Genomic DNA, 24,513 nt, shown 5'->3' with positions numbered 1-24,513 from the left:
TGGAGTAAAATATGAGATTTCTTCAAAAATTATCGGTAGTTTTTTTAGCGGCTGTTGGTGTCCTGATCCCCGTTGTTTCAGCAAATGCCCAGACCTCTCTGCTGCTCCCCTATAAAACAACCGCGTTCGAAACGTCAGATGCCGGCATCCGGGAAGCCTATGGTCGAATATCTTATAAAGTTGACTATGCAGTCGACAGTGAGATCCCAAACACCCCCCCACATTTGCCGAGTGTCGAAAGCAGTTTAAAGAGCTTTCTACGCGACAGTGTTACCAGAGCTTTTGGTGGGGAAAGCGGAAACTATGTTCTGACTCTTAGTATTCTCTCAGGCTCTCGCGAGATCGCGAAGAAGGCGATCCTGTCGTTTTCGTACAGCGAAAAGAACTTTCTATTCTTCACAACGGATTCAACCATAACAGGCAACCTTTCCCGTTCCGGCGTGCTAACCGATAATTTCCCCATCACCGCAAGCAACAATGTATTGAACACACAATTGAGGCTTCAAAAGAACTCGACCGCTTTCGTTCAAACCGAAACCTTCAATGACTTCAGTGAGCAAGTTTCGCTCCTATCGTTTGAGACATTACAGCCGGCTTTGGAGTTATTGCCAAGCATGCAAACTGCCCTTGGCGTAATGTCAAAGGTCGTTAATTCCAACGAAGACGTAGATATATCCAATGACGTGGCGATGCGTTTCATAGACACCGGAACGGATGCGCCGTCTGAGATTATTTTCTCAGTCCGTGGTTCACTTAACCGCAATGAACCCTTCCTGAATGGAATCGATATCAGCGTAACCTTCGAAACTGAGAGATCTCTGTACAAGGAATTTGCCGATAACAAATTCGAGTCAGTCGATTTTGCGAGAACATTACCGTTCGCCGTTGTTGGCGTATCATCGGCTTCGCTTTCCTTCGAAGACGCAATAGGTGCAAAACAATATGAAACTCTTCGGAGCTATCTCGCGTCGCTTCAACGCGGCACTTTCCCTGCGGATGCAACGCCAAATTCAGTTTGCAGGGAGCTATGGGATACTTTGCTGGAGTTTTTTACAATTAATGATGCCCCGCTTGTCTATGCTGCATATCTACGGCGATACGACTTTGAGCTAAACACCCAAGGAGCAAAGCGCCAATGTGTTGAACGTTATGCACAAACGTTCAAACGGCTTGGTATCCCGTCAGATCAAATTGCCATCCAGCAGTAAGAGACCCACTGCGGGAGATCGCGTTTGGCGTGATTTCGGAATTGGCAGACGTTTAGGCTCGTTCCGTACTCATCCACCACTCTTCCCACACGCAAAAGTTGCGACCCACCCCATATCACGACTGTGCCACCCTTTTAGGCGTCTCATAATGTGACAGCGGGGTGACAAGCTCCGTTCAAGCGCCTACATAGTGCGTGTCTTCTTCCCGGAATCGGAGCTGCCCCGTTGTCCAAGATCATGCCTCCCGCACATCCTTTTGACACCTCGTATCTACGAGACGCCGATGACGGCGATAAACTGAAAGAGGAATGCGGGGTTTTCGGCGTTGTCGGTGTCGCCGACGCATCGAACTTTGTGGCCCTTGGCCTGCACGCGCTGCAACATCGCGGACAAGAGGCCGGCGGCATCGTCAGCTATGATCCGACAGACGGTTTTCAATCCGCGCGCCGCTTTGGTTATGTGCGCGATAACTTTACCTCGCAAAAGATCATGGAAACCCTGCCCGGCGAATTGGCCATCGGGCATGTGCGCTATTCCACCTCCGGCAACAAGGGGCCGACGGCGATCCGCGACGTGCAACCGTTTTTTGGCGAATTCGCCATGGGCGGTGCGGCGATTGCCCACAACGGCAACATCACCAATGCCAACGCCCTGCGCCGCGAGCTGATTGAACGCGGCTCGATTTTCCAATCGTCCTCGGACAGTGAATGCATCATCCATCTGATGGCCCGCTCCTTGCAGCGCAATATCCCTGAACGCATGGAAGACGCCCTCCGCCGGGTTGAGGGCGCGTTTTCCGTCGTCGCCATGACCCGCACCAAGCTGATCGGCGTGCGCGATCCTTTGGGTGTGCGCCCGCTGGTACTGGGCAAGGTCGGTGAAGGCTGGGCGCTTAGCTCGGAAACCTGCGCGCTTGATATCATCGGTGCCGATTTCGTCCGCGAGATTGAACCGGGCGAGATGGTCGTGATCACCGACAAAGGCGTGGAAAGCCATTTCCCCTTCCGCCGGTTAGCGCCACGGTTCTGCATCTTTGAACATGTGTATTTCAGCCGTCCTGACAGCATTCTGGGTGGCCGATCCGTCTATGAAACCCGCGAGGCGATTGGCCGCGAGTTGGCCAAGGAAAGCCCGGTCGATGCCGATCTGGTCTGCCCCGTTCCTGACAGCGGCACCCCTGCGGCCATCGGGTTCAGCCTGCAATCGGGCATTCCCTATGCCATGGGGATCATCCGCAACCAATATATGGGCCGGACATTTATCGAACCCACCGAACAGATCCGCAACATGGGTGTGCGGCTCAAGCTGAACGTGAACCGTGCGCTGATCAAGGGCAAGCGCGTGATCTTGGTCGACGATTCGGTGGTGCGCGGCACGACCAGCCGCAAGATCAAGGAAATGATCCTTGATGCCGGCGCTAAGGAAGTTCACTTCCGCATTGCCTCGCCCCCCACCGCATGGCCGTGTTTCTATGGCGTCGATACACCGCAGCGCGAAAAACTGCTCGCCGCGACCATGTCCGAAGAAGAAATGCGCGATCATTTACAGGTGGATAGCCTGAAGTTCATTTCAATCGATGGCCTGTACCGCGCCGTGGGCGAAGCCAAAGGCCGCAACGCCAAATGCCCGCAATATTGCGACGCGTGCTTTACCGGTGACTACCCGGTCCGTCCGGCAGATCAAATTGACCAAGGGTTTGAGATGAAGCCCGCCGCCGAATAGGCATATCCGCCCAATACCAACAGCAAAAGCGCAGAGGTTCAAAGCCCCTGCGCTTTTTGCGTCTCCCCTGATGGCAAGGCTTTGCCGACGCCGTAGGCCGGTCTTTGCTTGCCGCTGGCAGGGTGGCTTCCTGCCCCGAACCCTCTTTGTTAACAGGCTTGAAAACCCCGCCACCAGATCGCGGGGAAACAAGAGAGGCTGACATGTCCACAGATGATACCGGCACACCAACCCCGGCCAAAGTAATGACGCTCGCGACGCAAAAGGTCGCCCTGCCCGCCGTGTCCCTGATCGGGATTTTCGGCAGTTTGGCCGACCCCGGTGCCTTGGTCCGCGAACGCAACGGGCGGATCAAGCGGGTTAAAATTGGCGACCCGATTGCGGGTGGCACGGTCGCCGCGATCAGCGACAACGCAATCGTGGTCGGCATCGGCCAAAAAGCCAAGGTTCTGCAACTGCCCGCGTCTTGATGGCAGCCCCCCTGACCTCATAAACCAAAGCCACGCTTGATCATCCGCCCCGCCCCGTGCAAGCTGATGATATGACCACACCTTTCGACAGCACGCTCGCCCCCTGGCCCGCCCCTGTTCGCGATCAGTTTAACGACATGCGCGCACTTATTCTAAAGGCCGCGCAAGATGCAGATGTGGGCCCCCTCGACGAAAGTCTCAAATGGGGGCAACCGGCATGGCGGCCACGGCGCCCGCGCCAAGGCAGCACGCTGCGGCTGAACTGGCAAGACAGCGCACCGCAAACCCTTGCGCTGTATGTTGATTGTAAAACAACGATCTCCGCCATAATGCGCGACATCTATCCAACCGAATTTGTCTATGAAACCAACCGTGCATTGCGCGTGACCATCGGCGCGCCCCTGCCCACCCAAGCGATTGATCACCTTGCGCGGCTGACCTTTACCTACCACCGCAAAGGCTAACGGGGCACGGCCACGCACCACAGTGCCAAGCGCCCCCTTGACGCGGCGCATTCCCCCGCGCATATCCCCACCCATGACACAAAAAACTGCATTGATCACAGGCGCCTCGCGCGGCCTTGGGGCTGCTTTGGCCGAAGCGCTGTGCGACACCCATCACATCATCGCCGTGGCGAAAACCACCGGCGCGCTTGAGGAATTGGATGACCGCATCCAAGCCCGTGGCGGCAGTGCCACCTTGGCTCCCATGGACATCACAAACGCCGATGCCATGGCGACCCTGTGCCGTGGCATTTACGACCGGTGGGGCAGTCTTGATTTGTGGATGCACAGCGCGATCCACGCAGCCCCCCTTGCCCCCACGGATCATATCGACGCCAAAGACATGGCCAAATCCGTGGCCTGCAACATCACTGCCACCTCGACTCTGATCACCTATGTATCGCCTTTGCTGGCGCAATCGGGCCAAGCAGTGTTTTTCGACGATCCCGTTGTCGGGTCCAAGTTTTACGGGACCTACGGTGCCACCAAAGCGGCCCAAATCGCCCTTGCCCGATCATGGCAGTCCGAGGCCGCCAAAATCGGGCCCAAGGTTCACATCATGACACCGGCCCCCATGCCCACGGCAACCCGCGCACGGTTCCACCCCGGTGAATCCCGCGATGATCTGTCCAGCCCACAGTCCCAAGCGGCTGACATTTTGGCCGCTCTGTCCGCTTCTCTGGCTTAAAAATATCCTCGCCGAAGGCTCCTGCCTTGCCGCGCCCACATCCCTCGCTTATCAAGGCGCAAAGGGGATATTATGCGCATTCTAATTACCAACGATGATGGCATCCACGCACCGGGCCTCAAGACGCTCCATGCCATTGCCACCACCCTTGCAGGCCCCCAGGGCGAAGTGTGGACAGTGGCCCCCGCCTATGAACAATCCGGCGTGGCCCATTGCATCAGCTACACCCGTCCGATGATGATTGAACGGATCGGCAAACACGCCTTTTCGGTCGAGGGCAGCCCCGCCGATTGCGTTCTCGCCGCCCTGCACGATTCAATGAAGGACAGCCCCCCCGATCTGGTGCTGTCCGGCGTCAACCGGGGCAATAATGCCGCTGAAAACGCGATGTATTCCGGCACAATCGGCGGCGCAATGGAAGCGGCCCTGCAAGGCATCCCCGCCGTTGCCATGTCGCAATATTTCGGCCCCGCCAACCGGGTGCTTGACGACGCGTTCGAGGCCGCAGCAGAGCATGGCGCGGATGTGATCCGCCGCATTCTCGACGCCACGCCGGCGCATACTGACGGCTACCGTTTGTTTTATAACGTTAACTTTCCGCCCACTGCAGCCGCTGACGTGCAAGGTATCCGCCTCGCCCCGCAAGGCATCCGTAGCGACACCAGTTTTTCCACCACCCCGCATGTCTCGCCCCAAGGTCGGCGCTATTTGTGGATCCAAGGGGCCGACCAGCAGATACCGACCGCCGCCCATACCGACGCAGCCTTGAACCTGAACGGCTATATCACCGTGACCCCCATGCGCGCGGACTTTACCGCCCATGACAGCTTTGCCGCTCTGGAAGCCCTCAACACATGAACGACGAAGAGGACATCTCGGTCGCGGAACGCAAAATGCAGTTTCTATATGCATTACGCTCGAAGGGCGTGACGGATGCGCGCGTCCTTAACGCGATGGAGCAGATCGACCGCGGACCGTTTATCCGTGGTCTATTCGCGGCCCGCGCTTACGAGGATATGCCCCTGCCCATCGCCTGCGGTCAGACCATCAGCCAGCCCTCCGTTGTGGCCCTGATGACCCAAGCGCTCGAGGTCTCACCCCGCGATAAGGTTCTCGAGGTTGGCACTGGTTCCGGCTATCAGGCCGCGATCCTCAGCAAACTAGCGCGGCGGGTCTATACCATCGACCGCCACCGCCGGTTGGTCCATGAAGCGCGCGAAATCTTTGAGGCGCTTGATCTGACCAATATCACGGCCATAGTCGGCGACGGCAGCTTTGGCTTGCCCGAACAGGCCCCCTTTGACCGTATCATCGTCACTGCCGCCGCCGAGGACCCCCCGGGCCCCTTGGTCGCGCAGTTGAAAATCGGTGGTATCATGGTGGTGCCCGTCGGCCAGTCCGACGCCGTCCAGCATCTGATACGGGTGCGAAAGACCGAAACCGGCCTTGAATACGACGAGCTGCGCAAGGTGCGCTTTGTCCCTTTGCTTGAAGGAATGGGCAAAGACAGCTAAATGCTGTATAGACAGGGTAACTCCAGACCACATGGAGACCGAAGACGACACGTCGTGCAAGACATGAGGACGAGCAGATGACCCATTCGATGGCGACCCGAACCCTTAGGTTGACGGTTCTGGCAGGAAGCAGTGCGCTTTTGTTGGCCGCGTGTAACCGCCCCCTTGATTATGATCTGCGCGGCGGTTTCGGCGATGGTTTCACCACCGCTGATGCTGCAACCGGCGCATTGGCGGTCAGACCCCAACCCGACAATCGCGGTGTTATCTCTTATCCCAATTATCAAGTCGTGGTGGCCCGTCGCGGCGACACGCTGGCCGATGTGGCCAGCCGGGTTGGCACAGATGTGAACGCCCTGTCGCGTTTTAACGGTATCGATCCCAACATTCCCCTGCGCAAAGGCGAGATTATCGCCCTTGAAACCCGCGTCGAAGAACCATCGCCCGCCACAGGTGCATCCGGCACCGGCCCGATCACCACGCAGGCCGTTGATATCCAGACACTTGCAGGCAGTGCGATCAACCGCGCGCCTGAATCCTCTGCCGTACAGACGGCCGCCTTGCCAGCCGCACAAACCCGCGAGAACCCTCTTAAACAGACGGGCCGCGAACCTGTACGCCACAGGGTCGAACGCGGCGAAACCGCCTATACCATCGCGCGCCTTTATGCTGTACCCGTCGAAACATTGGCCGAATGGAATGGCTTGGGGCCGGATTTCTCGATCCGCGAAGGGCAGTTCCTACTGATCCCCGTCCCGCAACAGGCCGCGCCAAAACGTGAAACCCCTGTACCCCAAACGGCAACCGCCACACCGGTGGTCACGACGCTGCCCGGTACGGGATCACCAACGCCCACGCCACCGAGCGCTGCAAAACCCTTGCCGCCGGCCGAACCACCTGCCCCCAAGCCCACCGCAGCGACCCCTGCACCGGCAGAGCCCGTGGCGGATGTTGGCAAAACCACCAAGCCAGCAACGCAAGGCCGCATGATGCCGCCGGTCCAAGGCAGCATTATCCGCGCCTATTCAAAGGGTAAAAACGAGGGGATCAACATCAAGGCGGCCCCCGGCACAACAGTTAAGGCCGCCGATAGCGGCACCGTCGCCGCCATTACGAAAAGCGCCGAAGGCGTTCCAATCGTCGTGGTCCGCCACCCCGATAACCTGCTGACCGTTTACGCAAACGTCACGGATGTCAGCGTGGCCAAGGGCGATAACGTGGCCAAAGGCGCGCCCATCGCCAAGCTACGTAGCGGCGAGGATGCATTCGTGCATTTCGAAGTGCGCAACGGCTTTGACAGCGTGGACCCATCGCCCTATCTGAACTGATATAAAGTTCTGAGGCGTAAACGAGCGCCTCAGGATTAGCCCTGTGCGCGCAAGCGTGACTACAACGTCACGCCGCGACGGCCTGCCAGATCGACGAAATATTGCCACGCCACCCTGCCCGACCGCGATCCGCGCGTCGCCTGCCATTCGATGGCCTCGGCATGCAATGTGGCCGGGTCGATCTCGACACCATGCGCATCGCAATAGCCCTGGATCATCTCTAGATATTGCTGCTGGTCGCAGGCATGAAAGCCCAGCCACAGCCCGAACCGGTCAGATAGGGAAACCTTTTCCTCGACTGCTTCGGCTGGGTTGATCGCAGAACCGCGTTCGTTTTCAATCATATCGCGCGGCATCAGATGGCGGCGGTTCGACGTGGCATAAAGCACCACATTATCAGGCCGCCCCTCGATCCCGCCGTCCAATACCGCCTTTAGCGATTTGTACTGCGCATCATCATTGCCAAAGCTCAGATCGTCGCAGAACAGAATAAACTGATACGGCGCGTCGCGCAGATGGGCCAGCAAACGGCCCACCGATGGCAAATCTTCACGTTGCAGTTCGACAATGCGCAGCCCGTCATGGGTTGCCTGAACATGGGCATGTACCGCTTTGACAAGGCTGGATTTCCCCATGCCCCGCGCGCCCCAAAGCAACGCGTTATTGGCAGGCAAACCAGCGGCGAATTGCACCGTATTGGCCAACAGCGTATCGCGCGCACGGTCCACGCCCACCAGTAAATCCAGATCAATCTTGCTGACCTTTGGCACAGGCACCAGATGATCCGGCCCGGTCTGCCAGACAAAGGCCCCGGCCGCATCAAAATCAGGGGCTTTCAGCGGCGCAGGAGATATCCTCTCAAGCGCCGCTGCAATGCGATCTAACGGGTCATCGATCACTTGTCGTCATCCTCGTCGAACTCCGACATCATCGGATCTTCGTCTTCGTCGTCGTAGTAGCCTTCGGCGCGCAGTTTCTCTTCGCGCTTACGTTCCACACGACGGACCAGCATGATCGAAATTTCATAGAGCCCGTACACAACGACGAACAAAATGACCTGCGTAATCACATCCGGGGGCGTCACCAAAGCGGCCAGCACGAGAATGCCAACAACAGCATATTTACGCACATTGCCCAGGCCTTCGGCGCTCACCAACCCGGCCTTGCCCATCAGCGTCAGCAACACAGGCAGTTGGAAACACAGGCCAAAAGCGACGATAAATTTGATCGTCAGGCTAAGGTATTCCTGCGCTGACCCCTGAAAGGCAATCGCGGCAATACCCTGACCATCAGGCCCCGCGTCCCCCACCAAAGTACCGGCTTGCTGGAAGCCAAGGAAGAAATCGAACGCCAGTGGCGTGACCACATAAAACGCAAATGCCGCGCCCAAGAAAAACATCAACGGGCTAGAAATCAGGAACGGCAGAAACGCGCCTTTTTCATTTTTATAAAGCCCCGGTGCCACAAACCGCCACAGCTGGTAGCTGATGTAGGGGAAGCCCAAAACCAACCCGCCCAAAAGCGAGATCGAAATCGCGACAAAGAAACCTTCTTGCAGCTTGATCAGGATCAGCCCGCAATCCTCTTGGCCCCGCTCGGCCATGGCCGAACACAGCGGGTGCGTCAGAAAGTTAAATATCGGATTCCAAACGGTAAAACAGATCACCATGCCGATGATAAACGCGATCACGGAATGGATCAGCCGCGTGCGCAGCTCTGCCAGATGCTCGATCAGCGGGGCAGCGCTGTCGTCAATATCGTCAGAAGCACTCATGTGTCACTCTTTTTTGCCGCTGGCTTTTTCGCCGCAGGTTTCTTGGCCGCCGGTTTCGCCGCTGGCTTTTTCGGGGCAGCCGCTTTGGGGGCTGCTGGCTTTTTGGCCGGCGCTTTTTTCGCGGCAGCAGGCTTTGCCGCCGCTTTCTTGACGGGGGCTTTCTTGGCTGCAGGTGCGGCAGGTTTGGCCAGCTTCGATACTTCCGCATCCGCTGCGGCCAAAGCCTCTTTCGCCTCGCGTTGCTTACGCTCTGCAATGGTACGGTCGCGCACGGCCTGCATCTTTTTGGCGTCTTCTGCCCGCTTGGCGGCCAGTTTCCCGGTCTCGCTGTCCGGGTCGATGTTGGTCAAGGATTTGGTCGCCGATTTGACCTCGTCCATCGCGGTGCCCAGCGGGTTGGTGGCCGCCTTAAGCGACTTGTTCAACCCCGATGAAATCTCGCGCATACCGGTGTCGTCTGCGGCGTCATTCATCGCGCTGCTAAACTCGCGCGCCATGCCTTTGGCCTTGCCCACAAACTGCCCCACCTTGCGAAACAAGACAGGCAGGTCCTTGGGCCCTACCACGATCAAGGCCACGACGCCCACGACCAATAACTCCGACCACCCCATATCAAACATGGCAGGTTATACCTTGTCCTTGTCGGTCTTGATCTCGGTCACAGCGGCCGCATCATCAGACAGCTCGGCGGTGTCGTCGCTGGCGTTCTTGATGTCTTCTTCGCCCTCATTAATGCCCTTTTTAAAGCTGGTGATGCCTTTGCCGACTTCACCCATCAGGCTGGAAATCTTGCCGCGCCCGAACAGGACCAACACAACAACAGCGATCAACAGAAGGCCGGGAAGGCCGATATTATTAAACATAGTTTTCTCCACATCCAAAACAGGCGAACGCACCATATGCGTCCAAATCCCATTCTGTTTAGGCGCGACCGGGACCGGCTTGAAGTGGGAAACACCTCAGAACACAGGCATTTGCGCCCCTTTCAGGTCATCAGAACGAACGCGCCCCAACTACTGACAGTTTTTTGGCAGTTACCTTGGCCACCCCGCGATTTTATGCCACAAAGCGCTATGAACCGTTCTAATCGCCTCTTTGCCCTGCTCGACACGCTGGGCGATTACGCCCTGCACCGCGCCGAGGATCTGGCCGCCGCGCAAGGCGTGTCGCTGCGCACGCTCTACCGCGACATCGGGCGGCTGCAATCCTCGGGCGTGCCCGTGACCGGCACGCGCGGCGCAGGCTACCGGCTTACCCGCGCGACGACCCTACCGCCGCTGACCCTGACCGATCCGGAGATCGAGGCCTTGCAGCTTGCCCTCGCCATTGTGCTGGAAACCACCGACCCTGCCCTGAAATCAGCGGCCACCTCGCTGACGGCCAAAATCGATGCAAGCCTGCCGCTGGAAACCACGCCACCGACCAGCGATTGGCAGCAGATCGAACACCCCTTTGCCAATGCCGCGCGCGGCATGGGGCACCTACCGATCCTGCGCGCCGCCATCCGCGCCCGCCAAAAGCTCAAGATCGTCTATAACAACCCCGACGCGACCCTGCGCAGCCTGATCTTGCACCCGGCGTCCCTGCAACACCACGCCCGCAGCTGGATTCTGAAAGGCTGGGACGAAGGTCAAAACGACAATATCGCGCTCCGCCTGGACCTCATCGAAAATGCCGACCCACTGCCAGAGCTGTTTACCCCACGGGTGTAATTCCAAATGGAAAAAAATCCTCGCCGAAGGCATAGAAACTCTTTTACGACGGGTCCCGCAAACGCCAGCCATCCTGCTTGGGCAAAAACGCCTCAACACTGGCTTGGGCGACGACAATCACCTCGTCCCCGCTGGGCACGTTCAGCCCGCCAAAAACCGCCCGCACCTGCGCGCGACCGCGGGGCAACTTGGCCACCAACGCGTCGATATCCACCTGATCGGGGTCTTGCACCGCCACGGTGACCTGCACGCGCATCGCGTCATGAGGCAGGTCCAACACGCCAAACAGCGGCAAGGATGAATGGCGCAGCGCGTCTTCAATCGCGCGGGCGCAGGCTTTGGTGTAATCCATGCCGTGCAGATCGTTGCCCATGCCCATCTCGATAATAATGCGTTGTTCAGTCATCGGCACGCTCCATATCAAAGGACACAGACAGCGCCACATTCGCCATGATCGTCGGATTGCCATCCCCGTCAGGGCGCGCAACATCAAGGCCGCCGCGTTGCACATTCACCGTCACATCCCCATAAGGAAAAACCGCGCGCAGCACATCAACGTCAACCTGATCTGGCTGCTGCACCCCCACATCCAGTCTGATTTTCATCGCGGATTTATCGAAGCCAAACAGCTCGGCCAGATTGATCGAATTATGCCACAGCGCATCGCGCACCGCGCGTTCGGCCGCCTGGGTATAATCGGCACGGCGCAAGGATGATCCCATGCCGAATTCCACCATCAGTGTTTGCATCATGGGGCCCCTTTCAGCTTGCTGGAAATACGAAACAGCGGTCACGCCGGACGGTCAACCACATTACCGCGCCGGCGGGGGGCAGAAACACGTTCGGCACGGTCGCACGAAGCGTGCTGCCATCGTGATCCATCACGAATTCCACAAGGCTTTCATTACCCATAAACCGCGCCCGCGCGACCACCGCCCGCGCCGCCGTACCATCCGTCGCCGTGGGCAATGGCCCTTTGCCAGCGCGGTCGAAATCAATCCGAACATGCTGGGGGCGGAACACAATGTCGACTTGGGTGCCATCAGGAACACCGGGGGCCAGAAACCGACCGAAAGGCGTGTGTGCCAGCGCGCCGGAAACTTCGGCCCGCAATACATTCGCATCCGAAAAAAACGCGACCGCAGCCCGATCAATCGGGCGTGTGTAAACATTATAGGGCGCGCCTTGCTGTACGATCTTGCCGTCCCGCATGAGGGCGATTTCATCCGCCATGCGCATCGCTTCTTCAGGCTCATGGGTGACCAGCAAAACGGCGGTCCCCTCTTCCTTGAGAATACCCAGCGTTTCATCGCGGATGTCATCGCGCAGACGGTTATCAAGCCCGGAAAACGGCTCGTCCATCAGCATAATCTTGGGGCGCGGTGCCAAGGCGCGGGCAAGCGCCACACGCTGCTGTTCGCCGCCCGACAGCTGATGCGGATAACCGTCAATGAACCGCAGCAGGTCAACCCGCTCCAGCAGTTCTTCGATCCGCGCGCGGCGCTCGGCTTTGGTGTCGGTTTTCAGGCCAAATCCGACATTGCCAGCAACAGTAAGATGCGGAAACAGGGCAAAATCTTGAAACATCAGGCCAATTTCGCGCCGCTCTGGTGGGACGCGAAACATGGTGTCGCAAATCAGTTTGCCATCCACATGGATCGTGCCGCTGTCTTGCATCTCAACGCCCGCGATCATCCGCAAGGTGGTTGATTTCCCGCAACCTGATGGCCCCAACAGGCAGGTCACTTGCCCGGGCATGATTTTCAGGCTGACGTCGTCCACAACAGGGCGCCCGCCATAGCTACGCTTGAGGTTTTTGATTTCAAGCCGAGGCTGAATTTCCGTCATGGGCTGCTGTCTTATCCGATCAATCCGCTCGGAAAACCGCTATCAGCCTCGCCGCGCGCCCGCAAGCACCGCCGCAAAGCCTGCGACCAAAACGACCAGACAGATCACCAGCAATTGTTCGTATTTATGCCCCTCGGGCAAGATCGCGGCGAACATGGCCCAGCCCCGCCCGAAATAGGCCACGGCACCCAACATCGCCGCACCAAAGGCCGCGAAATAGGACCAGCTTGCGATCTGACGGCCCGTCACCAGCCCCACGATCAGCACGGGTGTCAGGAACATCGACGCGGTGCCAGACACGGCCACCGCATCAAACAGGGTCGCATTCCCCCACAAGGTCAACGCGGCACCCGCGACCATAAAGACCACCATCACGGCGCGACCGCCATTCAGGCTGCGCGGGGCCAGTTTCAATTCTTCCACCACCAGCCGTGCGGCCGATGCCAGCGCGGAATCTAACGTGCTTAGCGCCGAGACAAGCAATGAAATCATCAACGCACCAAAGACCCAAGCCGGAAACATCTTGGCCCATGTGCCGATCAATTCGCCCTCGTATTCGGCCCCGACAAGGCTGGCCTGAATGCCGAAAAAGCCGAAACCGATGATGCACAGCGTCGATATCCAGAACGCATGCAGGAATGATCGCCGCGTCGTGGCCCGGTCGGCGATAAAGCCACGGTCCATCATCACCGGGTCATGCGCGGGGTATGAGAACACCTGCAACAACGCCACCGCCAGCAAAACCCAGCCATTATAGCTGCCCGCTGTGCCCGGAGCCGTGACAACTGCGCCCAGATCGAAACCGGGGCTGACGACCAGAAATACAAAGGCCACGCCAAAGACGACCAGAAACACCAGCATCTGCAACACGTCCGTGCGCAGCGCCGCAGACAAGCCACCCCAAGCGGAATAGACAAGGCCCATAAGCGCGACGATCAGGATCGCGGTCGTGCCACTGCCTGCCAATACGGCGTTAAAAATCAGCCCGACGACCAGCAGGTTGGCAAAGACTTCGGACAAGAGGCGCAGCGCGATGACCAGATTATAGCAGCCATTACCAGCCGTCCCAAACCGCCCGCCAAGCCAGTCTTGCACCGACATTGACCCGTTTTCGCGCAGACGGTCCACGATAAAGCCGCCCGTCAGAAACGATCCGTAATAGGCCGCATAGGCCAAGGTGCCCGCGATACCGTAGTAATATCCCAAAATGGCCGCGTTCATCAGCGAACGGGCAAAAATCCATGTGGTGACCTGGCTTAGTACCAATGTCCAAAGTCCGGGCGCACGGCCCGCCGACGTCACCCCGCCAAAGAACCCTTCGATGGACACGCGGCGCGGTGCGACCAGCAGGCTGGCCACGACGATGGCACCGAAAACGGCGATGAGGATAACGGGGGCCATTGGGGGAATACCTTTAATCAGATGCTTTGGAAAAACTTAACCGAGGCACCTGCCCCACGCCATCTGGTCACATCTTGCCTGTCGTGATTGTGATCGCCTGTAGCAATTGCAGATGGAACGGCAGCGGTGCCCCGATGGCCCCGCTGCCGCCAAAGGCTTACATCGTCAGGTTGGTCGCGCCACCGTCCAGCAGCAGGTTCTGACCCACAATGAAACCCGCATGTTGCGAACACAGGAACGCGCAAGCCGCGCCGAATTCACCGCGTGTGCCATAGCGCCCTGCAGGGATGCCTTGCGCCCGCTCGATGCGTGCTTCGTCCAGCGTGATGCCCTTTTGCTTGACGACAGCGCCGTCCAGCGCATCAGCGCGGTCGGTGGCGTGAATGCCGGGCAGCAGGTTGTTGATGGTCACGCCCTTGCCCGCCACCTGACGCGACGTGCCCGCGACATAGCCGGTCAGGCCGGTGCGTGCCGAATTACTGAGCCCCAGTACACCGATTGGCGCGCGCACGGATTGCGAGGTGATGTTGACCACACGGCCCCAACCCCGATCCATCATGGCGGGAACCAGTGCTTTGATCATCGCAATCGGGGCCAACATGTTGGCATCCAACGCTTTGATAAAATCATCACGGTCCCAGTCTTGCCACATGCCGGGGGGTGGTCCGCCTGCGTTGTTGACCAGAATGTCGATCTGCCCTGCGGCGTCCAGCACCATTTTTTGCCCGTCTTCCGTGGCGATATCGGCGACAACGGTGGTCACTTCGACCCCGTAATCCTGTCTGATCCGCTCGGCTGCCGCCTGCAGCGCGTCACCGCCGCGTGCGTTCATCACCAGATCAACACCTGCTTCGGCCAATGCCTCGGCGCAGCCCAATCCCAAGCCTTTGGACGATGCACATACCAATGCGCGCTTACCTTTGATTCCCAGATCCATGTTTTGTCCCTCCTGATTTCAGATCGCTCGTACCATTGTTAACTAGGTCAATGCCAGCAAACGTTAACGGGACCAATGCCAGCAAATGACCACGGGCTTGACCCGTTGCCGCCACAATCATATTGCAAAGTGGATTCTAGGCACATTAACGTCACGAAAAAGGCATAATTCACCGATGATACCGACCCGCCCATCCCCGCCACAAAGCGTTCCGGTTTACCGGGCAACGCAGCTTGTCGCGACCGATGGTGCCAATATGGGTGATGCGATCTCCTTTGCCTCAGAACTATTGCTCGATGATGTTTACGAGCTGACCTACGAGTCAAAGCCGCAACGCCTTTCGATGCTGACGACCGCCGCCCAAACATTTAAAATCGCTTCTGATTCCGAGGTTGGTACTGCCGGTGCGCAGCTTTATCTGGATTGCGCCCTGACCTTTATGACCCCCGATGGGCAAACAACGGATGCGATTGTTCTGGTCGAGGTGGATGAAAGCAATCACGCCGCTGAAATCTATATCCTGCCGTTCAGCGCATTGTCCTCGCAGATCGAATACCGGCTGGTGGGCATTGATACGGTGACCGCGCATAAGAAATTCGCGCAGGTCGCTTGTGTTTCCTTTACCCGCGGCACCCATATTACGATGGCGTCCGGCGAACAGCGCCCCATTGAAGAGTTAAAAGTCGGTGACCGTGTATTGACCCGCGACGACGGAATCAAAGCGGTGCGCTGGATCAGTCAAAGCACCGTGCGCGCTGTGGGCGAATTCGCCCCGATTTTTATCGCGGCCGGAACCCTGAACAACGCCAACGATCTGATCGTCAGCCCCGATCACCGCCTGTTCATCTATCAACGCGAAGACAGTATCGGCGCGGGCCGTTCCGAGCTGCTGGTCAAGGCGCGCCATCTGGTAAACGGCTATACCGTGCGTGTTCAGGATGGCGGCTTTGTCGATTATTTCCAACTGCTGTTTGACGGCCACCAGATCATCTATGCCGAAGGGATCGCAGCAGAATCCATGCTGATCGACAGCCGGACCAAGCCCGTGCTCCCGCAAGAGCTAACCGAGGCCATGGGCGACATGATCCCGGGCCATTCGGACCGTCGCCATGACGGCTTGGATGTCAGCGAACCCCTGCTGAACCGCCCCGACGCGGCGGAAATTTTGCGCAAGGCCAGCATGCGCTAAGCGCGATCCGTCAGCCAAAGAACTCTTCTCGGACGATCTTGCCGCCTGCGACATGATAGATCGCGACTTCTTTCATCTCCATGCTTTGGCCGCTTTCCTTGTCGCGCGCCGCAACGTCAAAGATCACTGCGAAACGATCATCGCCATGCAGCATCGGGTCGCTGACCTCTTGGCGGGTGACCTCCATCGAGCTGTCCCACCAGGCGTGCTTGCCCTTGATCCCGTCTAGGCCTTTGGTCTCGCGGCCATTTCCATGATCCGCGCCTTCGACCGAAACTGCATCGGCTGCATATAGTTTATCTAGATTTTCAACTTCGCGTCCGGTGCGGCAGCCCGCAACCAGCGCGTCGGCAATTTCCTTAAGCTCCATTTCGAACTCTCCCTATTGCTTGCGCCAGACCAGTCTACACCCGTTTCGGCGAACGCCATAGACAATAGCTGCAACCGCTGCTGTGCGCACTCTTGCGCGTATGTCTGGGCATGGATATATGCCAATCCATGTTAGATACCCCCTCAAACCGCCCCGCATTGCCCGCCGAAATCGCACGGCGTCGCACATTCGCGATCATCTCGCACCCCGATGCGGGCAAAACCACGTTGACGGAAAAATTTCTGTTGTTTGGCGGGGCGATCCAAATGGCGGGCCAAGTCCGCGCCAAGGGCGAAGCACGCCGCACGCGGTCGGATTTTATGGCGATGGAGAAAGACCGGGGCATCTCGGTCTCCGCATCGGCCATGTCGTTCGATTTCATGACCAAAGACACGAATTTCCGGTTTAACCTCGTCGATACGCCCGGTCACTCGGACTTTTCCGAAGACACCTATCGCACGCTAACGGCGGTGGATGCTGCTGTTATGGTGATTGACGGGGCGAAGGGCGTGGAAAGCCAGACGCAAAAGCTGTTCGAAGTTTGCCGCATGCGCGACCTGCCGATCCTGACCTTTTGTAACAAGATGGACCGCGAAAGCCGCGATGTGTTCGAGATCATCGATGAAATTCAGCAAAACCTTGCCATTGATGTGACCCCAGCCAGCTGGCCCATCGGCGTCGGGCGCGATTTTATCGGCTGCTATGACATCCTGCGCGACCGGCTCGAACTGATGGACCGTGCCGACCGGAACAAGGTGTCGGAAAGCATCGCCATCGAAGGGTTGGATGACCCGAAACTGGCCGAACACGTGCCCGCCGATCTGTTGGAAAAACTGCGCGAAGACCTGGAAATGGTCCGCGAATTGATGCCACCGCTGGATGCCGAATTGATGGCCGAAGGATCGCTTACTCCGATCTGGTTCGGCTCTGCGATCAATTCCTTTGGCGTCAAAGAATTGATGAACGGCATCGCGACCTATGGCCCCGAACCCCAAATCCAAAAGGCCGAACCCCGCGAGATTCTGCCCGAAGAAAAGAACGTGTCCGGTTTTGTTTTCAAGGTCCAAGCGAACATGGACCCCAAGCACCGCGACCGCGTGGCCTTTGTCCGCCTTGCCTCGGGGCACTTTACCCGCGGCATGAAACTGACCCATGTGCGGTCGAAAAAAGTGATGTCCGTCACCAACCCTGTGATGTTCCTTGCCGCCGACCGCGAACTGGCCGAGGAAGCTTGGGCCGGCGACATCATCGGTATTCCCAACCACGGCCAATTGCGCATCGGCGACACCCTGACCGAGGGCGAAGCGATCCGCGTGACCGGCATCCCGTCCTTTGCGCCCGAATTGCTGCAAGGCGTGCGCGCAGGCGACCCGATGAAATCCAAACATCTGGAAAAGGCGCTGATGCAATTCGCCGAAGAAGGTGCCGCCAAGGTATTCAAACCATCCATCGGGTCGGGTTTTGTTGTGGGCGTTGTCGGGCAATTGCAGTTCGAAGTGCTCGCCAGCCGGATCGAGCTGGAATACGGCCTGCCTGTACGGTTTGAGCAATCACAATTCACCTCGGCCCGTTGGGTGAACGGCGACCGCCAAGCCGTTGATAAATTTATCGAAGCCAACAAACAGCATATCGCGCATGACCATGATGGTGACATCGTTTATCTGACGCGTCTGCAATGGGACATCGACCGCGTCGACCGTGATTATCCCGATGTGCGTCTGACCGCGACCAAGGAAATGATGGTCTAGCTTTGGCTTGCCAGCGCACCTTGGACACCGCAAACTCGCCCCATGACTGACGTGACATGGGGCATCGCCTCGACCATTCTTGCGCCCACGCGCGACATTTTGCAGTTCGCCGCGTATCACCTGTCGGCAGGCGCGCATCGCATTTATATCTATCTCGATGCCCCGAACCCGCAGGCGTTTGAACATCTGGACGCGCACCCCAAGATCCGGGTGATCACCTGCGACGATAAATACTGGAAGCAACGCAAGCGCGACCGCCCCGACATGCATCAAGTGCGCCAGACCGCCAACGCCACCCACGCCTATAACAAGCGGGCCGAGGTGGACTGGCTGATCCACATGGACGTCGACGAATATCTGGTCGCCGACCGTCCTATTGCGGAAATTCTGGCCGAACGCGCCGCCGATCCCCCCGCCACACGCATCCGCCCGATGGAGCAACTGTCGGGCAACGCATCCGCGTTCAAGACGTTCATCCCCAGCGGGCCAGACCGCGCCCGGATCACCGCCCAACTATACCCGACCTATGGCAAGGACGTGAAAGGCGGCTTCCTAAGCCATCTGGCGGGCAAAGTTTTCGTGCGTACAGGGCTGCCGAAAATCCACGTCCGAATCCATAACGTGTTTCAGGACGGCGAAATGTTGGACTGCCATGACCCGCAAGACGGGATTGATTTGGCCCATGCCCATGCAAAATCATGGGAGGATTGGATCGCCGCCTACCATTACCGCGTGACCAAGGGCAGCTACCGACCCGCGCTGGCCCCCAACAAACCCCACGAAAAAGGGGGGTTATCCATGCACGCGCTTTTCACGCGGATCGAAAACGAAGCCGGAGAAGCCGGTTTGCGGGCTTTCTTTGACGAGGTTTGTGCCGACAGCCCTGCCCTGCGCAAACGTCTTGCTAAGCATGGCTTTCTACGTGAGGTAGAACTGGACCTTGTGTCACATCTTAGCCAGCATTTCCCAGATTACACAGGCGTTTAGCGCACCCATTTGACCTGCTGCAGAGTCTTTGTTAATGGGTGCACAACATGTCGCGGAGTCCCTCCGCCCCTTGGGCCATGCGGGCCGACATGAATGCTGCCGCGGGCCGAGATTTATGTCCGCTACCATCGGACACACATGACAAAATTTACTGATCTCAATCTAAATCCAAAAGTACTGAAAGCTATTGAAGAGGCCGGGTACGAAACCCCGACGCCGATTCAAGCAGGCGCAATCCCACCCGCGCTTGAAGGCAAAGACGTCTTGGGAATCGCCCAAACCGGTACCGGCAAAACTGCCAGCTTTACCCTGCCCATGATTACAATGCTTGCCCGTGGCCGTGCCCGTGCACGCATGCCGCGCAGCTTGGTTTTGTGCCCGACACGGGAGTTGGCCGCGCAGGTTGCCGAAAACTTTGACACCTACACAAAGCACCTGAAACTGACCAAGGCGCTGCTGATTGGCGGCGTATCCTTTGGTGAGCAGGACAAGCTGATCGACAAAGGCGTTGACGTTCTGATCGCAACCCCGGGCCGCTTGATCGACCATTTTGAGCGCGGCAAGCTGATCTTGTCCGACGTTAAGATCATGGTCGTCGACGAGGCTGACCGGATGCTGGACATGGGGTTCATCCCCGACATCGAACGCATCTTCCAGATGACGCCCTTCACGCGACAAACGCTGTTCTTCTCGGCCACCATGGCCCCAGAGATCGAGCGTATTACGAACACCTTCCTGTCGAACCCCACACGTGTCGAAGTCGCACGTCAGGCCACCACAGGCGAGAATATCGAACAAGGCGTTCTGATGCTGACCGCGTCCCGCAAGGACCGCGAAGCAACGGAAAAACGCAATGTCTTGCGTGCGTTGATTGACGCCGAAGGCGACAAATGCACAAACGCCATCATCTTTTGCAACCGCAAGATGGACGTGGACACCGTCGCCAAGTCGTTGAAAAAACACGGCTATGACGCGGCCCCGATCCACGGCGATCTGGACCAAAGCCAACGCACAAAAACCCTCGAAGGGTTCCGGAACGGCGATCTGCGCTTTCTTGTGGCGTCAGATGTTGCGGCGCGCGGTCTTGATGTACCGTCGGTCAGCCACGTCTATAACTTCGATGTGCCTTCCCACGCCGAAGACTATGTGCACCGTATTGGTCGCACAGGTCGTGCCGGCCGTGATGGCAAGGCGATCATGATCTGCGTTCCACGCGACGAAAAGAACCTTGCCGATGTTGAACGTCTAGTTCAGCGCGAGATTCCGCGCCTTGAAAACCCGCTTGGCAACAAAGCCCCTGCAAAACCGGCCAATGACGCCGCGCAAGAGCCTGTGAAAACAGAAAAACCAGCGGTTCAAGATGCAGCACAAGACGATGCGCCCAAGGCAGAAAAGCCCAAGCGCACGCGGAGCCGCAGCCGTAAAAAGCCTGAGGCGGCAAAGGCTGAGACAGAAACCGCCGTTGCAGATGCACCAGCAGCAACGCCAGAGGTAAAGGCCGAAAAGCAGCCAGAGCCCAAGGCAGCAACGCCGGAAGAAAAACCGCAAGACGACAAGCAACAGCAAAACCGTCGCGGCGGACGCGGAAACAACCGCAACGAAAACCGCAATCAGAACAATCGTAATGATAACAAAGTTGTCGGTTTGGGTGAACATACCCCCGAGTTTATCGGCCTCAGCTTTGCGGAACGCCGCGACTAAACGCAGGCAAACATTCGAGAAAAACGGGCGCGAGGGGAACCTTACGCCCGTTTTTCGTTCGGCCCCTTTTCGTTCAGCTTACCCCCCCCCACAAACAAAAACGCCGCGCAGATCAAACGATCCACGCGGCGCAAATGCAATGTTTTCAGGCGATCAGCTTAGGCGGCTCACCACGATCGTAACCTCTGGTTTTTTGCCAATCTCATCATTTGCCGACTGGCGCACGACGCGCTTTAGCCCGTCATGCAGCTTGTCATCGTCGCGCAATGTCTTGGCGTTGGCGCGGCCCATGAACTGACCCAGATCAGCCTCTAGAACCTCGACAAGCGACGCTTTGGACCGGCCATGTTCGGGCAGACCCATGGCATCGACCCACGGGTCACCCAAGGCTTCGTCGTTTTCGTCAAGAATGACGGTAACGGTGACATGCCCGTTCAGCGCCATACGGATACGGTCGCGCACGACCCCGTCCATTGCGCCAATCTGCGTCGAGCCATCCAGATAGGTGCGCCCGCTGTCGACATATTCCGCGACTTTGGGTTCATTGCCAGACAGGTCGATCATCATGCCGTTGACGGCCAAAACACCCTTCATGCCTTTGCCATTGGCGATCTTCACGTGCTCACGCAGGTGACGGTGTTCGCCGTGCATCGGGATCAGGATCTGTGGTTTCACCACATCATGCAGCGTCTCAAGATCAGGACGGTTGGCGTGGCCCGACACGTGGTACAGGCCGGAACTGTCGTCGACGATATCAACGCCCATCTCGGAGAACGCGTTGATCACTTTGATCACGCCGCGCTCGTTGCCGGGAATGGTCTTGGACGAGAACAGGAACATGTCCCCTTCCTTCATCTCAAGACCCATGTATTTCCCGCGTGCCAATTGGGCCGACGCCGCACGGCGTTCGCCTTGCGATCCGGTCACCAGCAGCATCAGGTTTTCCCGTGGTACGCCGCGCGCATCCTCGGGGCTGATTACCGCAGGAAAATCTTTCATCACGCCAGTTTCAAGCGACGCTTCAACCATCCGCTTCATCGCGCGGCCCAGCAGAACGACAGAACGCCCTGCCCGCTCGCCCGCATCGGCCAGCGTTTTCACACGTGCAACGTTCGACGCAAATGTCGTCGCGACAACCATGCCTTGGGCTGAGCCAAGCAGCTTTTCGATCTCAGGCCCAACGGTCGCTTCGGACCGGCCTGGGTGCTGCGAAAACACGTTGGTACTGTCGCAGATCAACGCCTTGACGCCATTCTTGGACACATCGGCCCACAGCTCTGGGTCATAGGCTTCGCCCACACCCGGTGTCATGTCGATTTTGAAATCGCCCGAGTGAATCAAACGTTCACCGGCCACATCAATCACCAGCGATGACGATTCCGGGATCGAGTGTGACATCGGCAGGAAACCAACGGTGAACGGGCCAACGGTGGTCGTTGCAGGCCACGGTGCCACGGTCGTTACCGCGTCATCGGGGTGGTTATATTCGCTCATCTTGCGCTTGGCGATGTTCGCCGTAAACTTGCGCGTATAGATCGGCGCGCGCAGACGGTCATAGGTATGCGCAACCGCGCCCACGTGGTCTTCGTGTGCGTGGGTGATGAAAATCGCCTCAATCTGGTTGCGGCGTTCTTCCAGCCAGGCGATATCGGGGATGATCAAATCCACGCCGGGGCTGGTGTCCATGTCGGGGAATGCCACGCCTAGGTCGACAACAATCAGTCGTTCCTTGCCGGGTTTCCCGTATCCATACACATAGGCATTCATGCCAATTTCACCTGCCCCACCGAGGGGCAGATAGATCAATCTTTCGCTGCTCATATTATTAAGCGGTGTCCTTGTTATAATTATAAATCACGGTCAAACCGTGCATTGTCAGATCATCTTGGTAGGCATCGAACAGGTCCACAGCCTGTTGAAACAACGGGGCCAGCCCGCCGGTGGCGATCACGCGCATTTCGCGCTCACGCTCCGCCTTTATCCGCGCACATATCTCACGAACGAGGCCGACATAACCCCAAAAAACACCCGATTGCATGCAGGCCACAGTGTTTGTGCCGATCACCGCCTGTGGTTTGGAGATATCCACATGAGGTAAGGCCGCCGCCGCATTATGCAATGCCTCAAGGCTGAGATTAACGCCCGGCGCGATAACCCCGCCAATATAGGCCCCGTCACTGTCGACAACATCAAAGGTGGTGGCCGTCCCGAAATCCACTACAATCAGATCGCCACCAAACAGATCATATCCAGCAACGGTATTCACCAACCGGTCCGGCCCCACGGCAGTGCCCGCATCCACACGCACATCCACCGGCAGCTTGCATTCAGGCTTGCCCACAACGATGGGCCGCGTGTGAAAATACCGGTCGGCCAGAACCCGCAGGTTGAACACAACGCGCGGCACTGTCGAGCTGATGATCATATCGGTGATATCGGCTTCGACCTTTTGAAACTTCATCAAGGTGCTGAGCCAGACATAATACTGGTCCGCCGTGCGCTGCCATTCTGTCGATGTGCGCCACGTTCCAATGAACTGCGTCCCATCCCAGATGGAAAAAACCGTATTCGTATTGCCGCAATCAACCGCCAATAGCATAAAACGACCCTCCCTTGTGTTTAGAAAAATACATCCGCTGCAGTGATCGGCACCCGCCCCTTAGGGGTGCGCAAGATCAGACTGCCGTTCTCATCCACATCCTCAAAAACGCCACGCGTTTCCTCACGCATGGTCCGTGCAAGAATTTCATCGCCCAAACGCGCCGCATGGGCCAGCCAGGCCGTGCGGATCGGGGCAAAGCCAAAGGTCTGGAACTGTGTCTCAAGCACAGCATATTCGGCGGCCAATGCGTCAAGAAAAGCAGTGGGCGATACCGTCCGCCCGGTCTCGCCAATCACCGATACAGGGTGCACGGCCCCGGGTTCAACCTGATCCGCGCTTGGCGCGTGGGCAAGGTTCACACCAATGCCAATGGCCAGATGATCGCCGATATTCTCAAGCAATATTCCGGCCACTTTGCCACCATTCAGCAGCACGTCATTTGGCCATTTCAAAGTAAATGCCCCGTCATCGCCCGTCACCCGGACAAAGGCGCGCCGCAATGCCAATGACGCCACAAAACTGCGTAGGGCCGCAACACCCGGCGCTTCGATCCGGCGCATCATCAAGGTACCTGCAAAGTTGCCCTTTGGCGTAGCCCAAGACCGCCCTCGCCGGCCACGCGCCGCCGTCTGCTCTTCGGCCGATATCCATACCGGACCGGTTAGATCAGGCGCGCGGCGTGCCGCCTCGCTCAGCGTTGAATCGAGGGTTTCAAACACAAGCCGACCGTAGCCTTCCGGCCACGACGCCCCCTGCTTCTCTGGCTTATAAATATCCCCGCCGGAGGCTCCCTCGCTCACGGGCCCCACCA

26 protein-coding genes are annotated in these 24,513 nt (G+C 58.1%); 13 read left to right on the top strand and 13 right to left on the bottom strand.

The window, feature by feature from the left end; translation table 11 throughout:
- Positions 1-11: 11 nt before the first annotated feature.
- From AADJ11_RS10245 to AADJ11_RS10210, 8 genes are all read left to right on the top strand, one after another.
- On the top strand, positions 12-1,208 hold the full coding sequence (locus AADJ11_RS10245) for a hypothetical protein (protein ID WP_341234408.1): 1,197 nt from the start codon (positions 12-14) through the stop codon (positions 1,206-1,208).
- Positions 1,209-1,445: 237 nt separating this feature from the next.
- Complete coding sequence (gene purF / locus AADJ11_RS10240; RefSeq protein ID WP_341234491.1) at positions 1,446-2,930, top strand: amidophosphoribosyltransferase; 1,485 nt, start codon at positions 1,446-1,448, stop codon at positions 2,928-2,930.
- A 203-nt stretch (positions 2,931-3,133) separates the two neighbouring features.
- Complete coding sequence (locus tag AADJ11_RS10235; RefSeq protein WP_341234407.1) at positions 3,134-3,400, top strand: pilus assembly protein PilZ; 267 nt, start codon at positions 3,134-3,136, stop codon at positions 3,398-3,400.
- A 71-nt stretch (positions 3,401-3,471) separates the two neighbouring features.
- Positions 3,472-3,864: a hypothetical protein gene (locus AADJ11_RS10230; protein ID WP_341234406.1), complete on the top strand. Its 393-nt coding sequence runs from the start codon at positions 3,472-3,474 to the stop codon at positions 3,862-3,864.
- A 73-nt stretch (positions 3,865-3,937) separates the two neighbouring features.
- Positions 3,938-4,591: an SDR family NAD(P)-dependent oxidoreductase gene (locus tag AADJ11_RS10225; protein ID WP_341234405.1), complete on the top strand. Its 654-nt coding sequence runs from the start codon at positions 3,938-3,940 to the stop codon at positions 4,589-4,591.
- 72 nt (positions 4,592-4,663) lie between these two features.
- Positions 4,664-5,449, top strand: a complete 786-nt coding sequence (surE, locus tag AADJ11_RS10220; protein ID WP_341234404.1) for a 5'/3'-nucleotidase SurE — start codon at positions 4,664-4,666, stop codon at positions 5,447-5,449.
- A complete protein-coding gene (locus AADJ11_RS10215; protein ID WP_341234403.1) occupies positions 5,446-6,105 on the top strand; it encodes a protein-L-isoaspartate(D-aspartate) O-methyltransferase in 660 nt (219 codons plus the stop codon). Before surE ends, AADJ11_RS10215 begins: the two co-directional genes overlap by 4 nt.
- 77 nt (positions 6,106-6,182) lie before the next feature.
- Entirely contained in the window at positions 6,183-7,433 is a 1,251-nt protein-coding gene (locus AADJ11_RS10210) for a LysM peptidoglycan-binding domain-containing M23 family metallopeptidase (protein ID WP_341234402.1), read from the top strand.
- Between the two features lie 59 nt (positions 7,434-7,492).
- Here AADJ11_RS10210 and AADJ11_RS10205 read toward each other — a convergent pair whose 3' ends face one another.
- Genes AADJ11_RS10205 through tatA form a run of 4 tightly spaced genes read right to left on the bottom strand, consistent with a single transcriptional unit; the run spans position 7,493 to position 10,070 of the window.
- Complete coding sequence (locus tag AADJ11_RS10205) at positions 7,493-8,332, bottom strand: ATP-binding protein (RefSeq protein ID WP_341234401.1); 840 nt, start codon at positions 8,330-8,332, stop codon at positions 7,493-7,495.
- Positions 8,329-9,207, bottom strand: coding sequence for a twin-arginine translocase subunit TatC (gene tatC, locus AADJ11_RS10200; protein ID WP_341234400.1), 879 nt, complete (start codon positions 9,205-9,207; stop codon positions 8,329-8,331). The genes AADJ11_RS10205 and tatC overlap by 4 nt, the downstream gene beginning before the upstream one ends.
- Positions 9,204-9,827 (bottom strand): Sec-independent protein translocase protein TatB, encoded by a 624-nt coding sequence (gene tatB, locus AADJ11_RS10195; protein ID WP_341234399.1) that lies wholly within the window; start codon positions 9,825-9,827, stop codon positions 9,204-9,206. Before tatB ends, tatC begins: the two co-directional genes overlap by 4 nt.
- Positions 9,828-9,833: 6 nt before the next feature.
- Positions 9,834-10,070 carry a twin-arginine translocase TatA/TatE family subunit gene (gene tatA, locus AADJ11_RS10190; RefSeq protein ID WP_341234398.1) on the bottom strand — a complete coding sequence of 79 codons (237 nt, stop codon included), beginning with the start codon at positions 10,068-10,070 and terminating at the stop codon, positions 9,834-9,836.
- 210 nt (positions 10,071-10,280) lie between these two features.
- Here tatA and AADJ11_RS10185 point away from each other — a divergent pair, with 210 nt between their 5' ends.
- Complete coding sequence (locus AADJ11_RS10185) at positions 10,281-10,919, top strand: WYL domain-containing protein (protein ID WP_341234397.1); 639 nt, start codon at positions 10,281-10,283, stop codon at positions 10,917-10,919.
- Between the two features lie 43 nt (positions 10,920-10,962).
- Here AADJ11_RS10185 and AADJ11_RS10180 read toward each other — a convergent pair whose 3' ends face one another.
- The 5 genes from AADJ11_RS10180 to AADJ11_RS10160 all read right to left on the bottom strand — a co-directional run bounded on the left by AADJ11_RS10180 (position 10,963) and on the right by AADJ11_RS10160 (position 15,105).
- Positions 10,963-11,325, bottom strand: a complete 363-nt coding sequence (locus AADJ11_RS10180) for a Lin0512 family protein (protein ID WP_341234396.1) — start codon at positions 11,323-11,325, stop codon at positions 10,963-10,965.
- Entirely contained in the window at positions 11,318-11,668 is a 351-nt protein-coding gene (locus AADJ11_RS10175) for a Lin0512 family protein (RefSeq protein ID WP_341234490.1), read from the bottom strand. The genes AADJ11_RS10180 and AADJ11_RS10175 overlap by 8 nt, the downstream gene beginning before the upstream one ends.
- Before the next feature lie 13 nt (positions 11,669-11,681).
- Positions 11,682-12,767 carry an ABC transporter ATP-binding protein gene (locus AADJ11_RS10170; RefSeq protein ID WP_341234395.1) on the bottom strand — a complete coding sequence of 362 codons (1,086 nt, stop codon included), beginning with the start codon at positions 12,765-12,767 and terminating at the stop codon, positions 11,682-11,684.
- A gap of 42 nt (positions 12,768-12,809) precedes the next feature.
- Positions 12,810-14,168 (bottom strand): sodium:proline symporter, encoded by a 1,359-nt coding sequence (locus tag AADJ11_RS10165; RefSeq protein ID WP_341234394.1) that lies wholly within the window; start codon positions 14,166-14,168, stop codon positions 12,810-12,812.
- A gap of 157 nt (positions 14,169-14,325) precedes the next feature.
- Positions 14,326-15,105 carry an SDR family oxidoreductase gene (locus AADJ11_RS10160; protein WP_341234393.1) on the bottom strand — a complete coding sequence of 260 codons (780 nt, stop codon included), beginning with the start codon at positions 15,103-15,105 and terminating at the stop codon, positions 14,326-14,328.
- 175 nt (positions 15,106-15,280) lie between these two features.
- Between AADJ11_RS10160 and AADJ11_RS10155 the strand changes: the two genes are divergently transcribed.
- A complete protein-coding gene (locus tag AADJ11_RS10155; protein ID WP_341234392.1) occupies positions 15,281-16,294 on the top strand; it encodes a Hint domain-containing protein in 1,014 nt (337 codons plus the stop codon).
- A gap of 10 nt (positions 16,295-16,304) precedes the next feature.
- Here the strand turns inward: AADJ11_RS10155 and AADJ11_RS10150 are convergent, their stop codons facing one another.
- Complete coding sequence (locus AADJ11_RS10150) at positions 16,305-16,664, bottom strand: nuclear transport factor 2 family protein (protein WP_341234391.1); 360 nt, start codon at positions 16,662-16,664, stop codon at positions 16,305-16,307.
- 128 nt (positions 16,665-16,792) lie between these two features.
- Here AADJ11_RS10150 and AADJ11_RS10145 point away from each other — a divergent pair, with 128 nt between their 5' ends.
- The 3 genes from AADJ11_RS10145 to AADJ11_RS10135 all read left to right on the top strand — a co-directional run bounded on the left by AADJ11_RS10145 (position 16,793) and on the right by AADJ11_RS10135 (position 21,100).
- Positions 16,793-18,412, top strand: a complete 1,620-nt coding sequence (locus AADJ11_RS10145) for a peptide chain release factor 3 (protein ID WP_341234390.1) — start codon at positions 16,793-16,795, stop codon at positions 18,410-18,412.
- A gap of 42 nt (positions 18,413-18,454) precedes the next feature.
- Complete coding sequence (locus AADJ11_RS10140; RefSeq protein WP_341234389.1) at positions 18,455-19,399, top strand: glycosyltransferase family 2 protein; 945 nt, start codon at positions 18,455-18,457, stop codon at positions 19,397-19,399.
- Positions 19,400-19,537: 138 nt separating this feature from the next.
- Entirely contained in the window at positions 19,538-21,100 is a 1,563-nt protein-coding gene (locus AADJ11_RS10135; protein WP_341234388.1) for a DEAD/DEAH box helicase, read from the top strand.
- 153 nt (positions 21,101-21,253) lie between these two features.
- On the opposite strand, the gene AADJ11_RS10130 is transcribed toward AADJ11_RS10135, so the two are convergent.
- Genes AADJ11_RS10130 through AADJ11_RS10120 form a run of 3 tightly spaced genes read right to left on the bottom strand, consistent with a single transcriptional unit; the run spans position 21,254 to position 24,502 of the window.
- A complete protein-coding gene (locus tag AADJ11_RS10130; protein WP_341234387.1) occupies positions 21,254-22,921 on the bottom strand; it encodes a ribonuclease J in 1,668 nt (555 codons plus the stop codon).
- A gap of 4 nt (positions 22,922-22,925) precedes the next feature.
- Entirely contained in the window at positions 22,926-23,699 is a 774-nt protein-coding gene (locus tag AADJ11_RS10125) for a type III pantothenate kinase (RefSeq protein ID WP_341234386.1), read from the bottom strand.
- Between the two features lie 20 nt (positions 23,700-23,719).
- Positions 23,720-24,502 (bottom strand): biotin--[acetyl-CoA-carboxylase] ligase, encoded by a 783-nt coding sequence (locus AADJ11_RS10120; protein ID WP_341234385.1) that lies wholly within the window; start codon positions 24,500-24,502, stop codon positions 23,720-23,722.
- Between the last annotated feature and the right edge of the window lie 11 nt (positions 24,503-24,513).

It is taken from the genome of uncultured Sulfitobacter sp., assembly GCF_964021855.1.
In the GTDB taxonomy this organism is placed as follows: domain Bacteria; phylum Pseudomonadota; class Alphaproteobacteria; order Rhodobacterales; family Rhodobacteraceae; genus Sulfitobacter.
Note: the sequence above shows the minus strand (reverse complement) of the source record. Positions and strands in the feature narration are given on the sequence as shown.

What these genes read in the sequence shown, in the direction of transcription:
- AADJ11_RS10140 (WP_341234389.1), top strand. Translation starts at nt 18,455, where the DNA reads ATGACTGACGTGACATGGGGCATCGCCTCGACCATTCTTGCGCCCACG.
- AADJ11_RS10230 (WP_341234406.1), top strand. Translation starts at nt 3,472, where the DNA reads ATGACCACACCTTTCGACAGCACGCTCGCCCCCTGGCCCGCCCCTGTT.
- tatA (WP_341234398.1), bottom strand. Translation starts at nt 10,070, where the DNA reads ATGTTTAATAATATCGGCCTTCCCGGCCTTCTGTTGATCGCTGTTGTT.
- surE (WP_341234404.1), top strand. Translation starts at nt 4,664, where the DNA reads ATGCGCATTCTAATTACCAACGATGATGGCATCCACGCACCGGGCCTC.
- AADJ11_RS10135 (WP_341234388.1), top strand. Translation starts at nt 19,538, where the DNA reads ATGACAAAATTTACTGATCTCAATCTAAATCCAAAAGTACTGAAAGCT.
- AADJ11_RS10125 (WP_341234386.1), bottom strand. Translation starts at nt 23,699, where the DNA reads ATGCTATTGGCGGTTGATTGCGGCAATACGAATACGGTTTTTTCCATC.
- AADJ11_RS10150 (WP_341234391.1), bottom strand. Translation starts at nt 16,664, where the DNA reads ATGGAGCTTAAGGAAATTGCCGACGCGCTGGTTGCGGGCTGCCGCACC.
- tatB (WP_341234399.1), bottom strand. Translation starts at nt 9,827, where the DNA reads ATGTTTGATATGGGGTGGTCGGAGTTATTGGTCGTGGGCGTCGTGGCC.
- purF (WP_341234491.1), top strand. Translation starts at nt 1,446, where the DNA reads ATGCCTCCCGCACATCCTTTTGACACCTCGTATCTACGAGACGCCGAT.
- AADJ11_RS10235 (WP_341234407.1), top strand. Translation starts at nt 3,134, where the DNA reads ATGTCCACAGATGATACCGGCACACCAACCCCGGCCAAAGTAATGACG.
- AADJ11_RS10130 (WP_341234387.1), bottom strand. Translation starts at nt 22,921, where the DNA reads ATGAGCAGCGAAAGATTGATCTATCTGCCCCTCGGTGGGGCAGGTGAA.
- AADJ11_RS10160 (WP_341234393.1), bottom strand. Translation starts at nt 15,105, where the DNA reads ATGGATCTGGGAATCAAAGGTAAGCGCGCATTGGTATGTGCATCGTCC.
- AADJ11_RS10210 (WP_341234402.1), top strand. Translation starts at nt 6,183, where the DNA reads ATGACCCATTCGATGGCGACCCGAACCCTTAGGTTGACGGTTCTGGCA.
- AADJ11_RS10180 (WP_341234396.1), bottom strand. Translation starts at nt 11,325, where the DNA reads ATGACTGAACAACGCATTATTATCGAGATGGGCATGGGCAACGATCTG.
- AADJ11_RS10225 (WP_341234405.1), top strand. Translation starts at nt 3,938, where the DNA reads ATGACACAAAAAACTGCATTGATCACAGGCGCCTCGCGCGGCCTTGGG.
- AADJ11_RS10145 (WP_341234390.1), top strand. Translation starts at nt 16,793, where the DNA reads ATGTTAGATACCCCCTCAAACCGCCCCGCATTGCCCGCCGAAATCGCA.
- AADJ11_RS10165 (WP_341234394.1), bottom strand. Translation starts at nt 14,168, where the DNA reads ATGGCCCCCGTTATCCTCATCGCCGTTTTCGGTGCCATCGTCGTGGCC.
- AADJ11_RS10170 (WP_341234395.1), bottom strand. Translation starts at nt 12,767, where the DNA reads ATGACGGAAATTCAGCCTCGGCTTGAAATCAAAAACCTCAAGCGTAGC.
- AADJ11_RS10185 (WP_341234397.1), top strand. Translation starts at nt 10,281, where the DNA reads ATGAACCGTTCTAATCGCCTCTTTGCCCTGCTCGACACGCTGGGCGAT.
- AADJ11_RS10175 (WP_341234490.1), bottom strand. Translation starts at nt 11,668, where the DNA reads ATGCAAACACTGATGGTGGAATTCGGCATGGGATCATCCTTGCGCCGT.
- AADJ11_RS10155 (WP_341234392.1), top strand. Translation starts at nt 15,281, where the DNA reads ATGATACCGACCCGCCCATCCCCGCCACAAAGCGTTCCGGTTTACCGG.
- AADJ11_RS10245 (WP_341234408.1), top strand. Translation starts at nt 12, where the DNA reads ATGAGATTTCTTCAAAAATTATCGGTAGTTTTTTTAGCGGCTGTTGGT.
- AADJ11_RS10215 (WP_341234403.1), top strand. Translation starts at nt 5,446, where the DNA reads ATGAACGACGAAGAGGACATCTCGGTCGCGGAACGCAAAATGCAGTTT.
- tatC (WP_341234400.1), bottom strand. Translation starts at nt 9,207, where the DNA reads ATGAGTGCTTCTGACGATATTGACGACAGCGCTGCCCCGCTGATCGAG.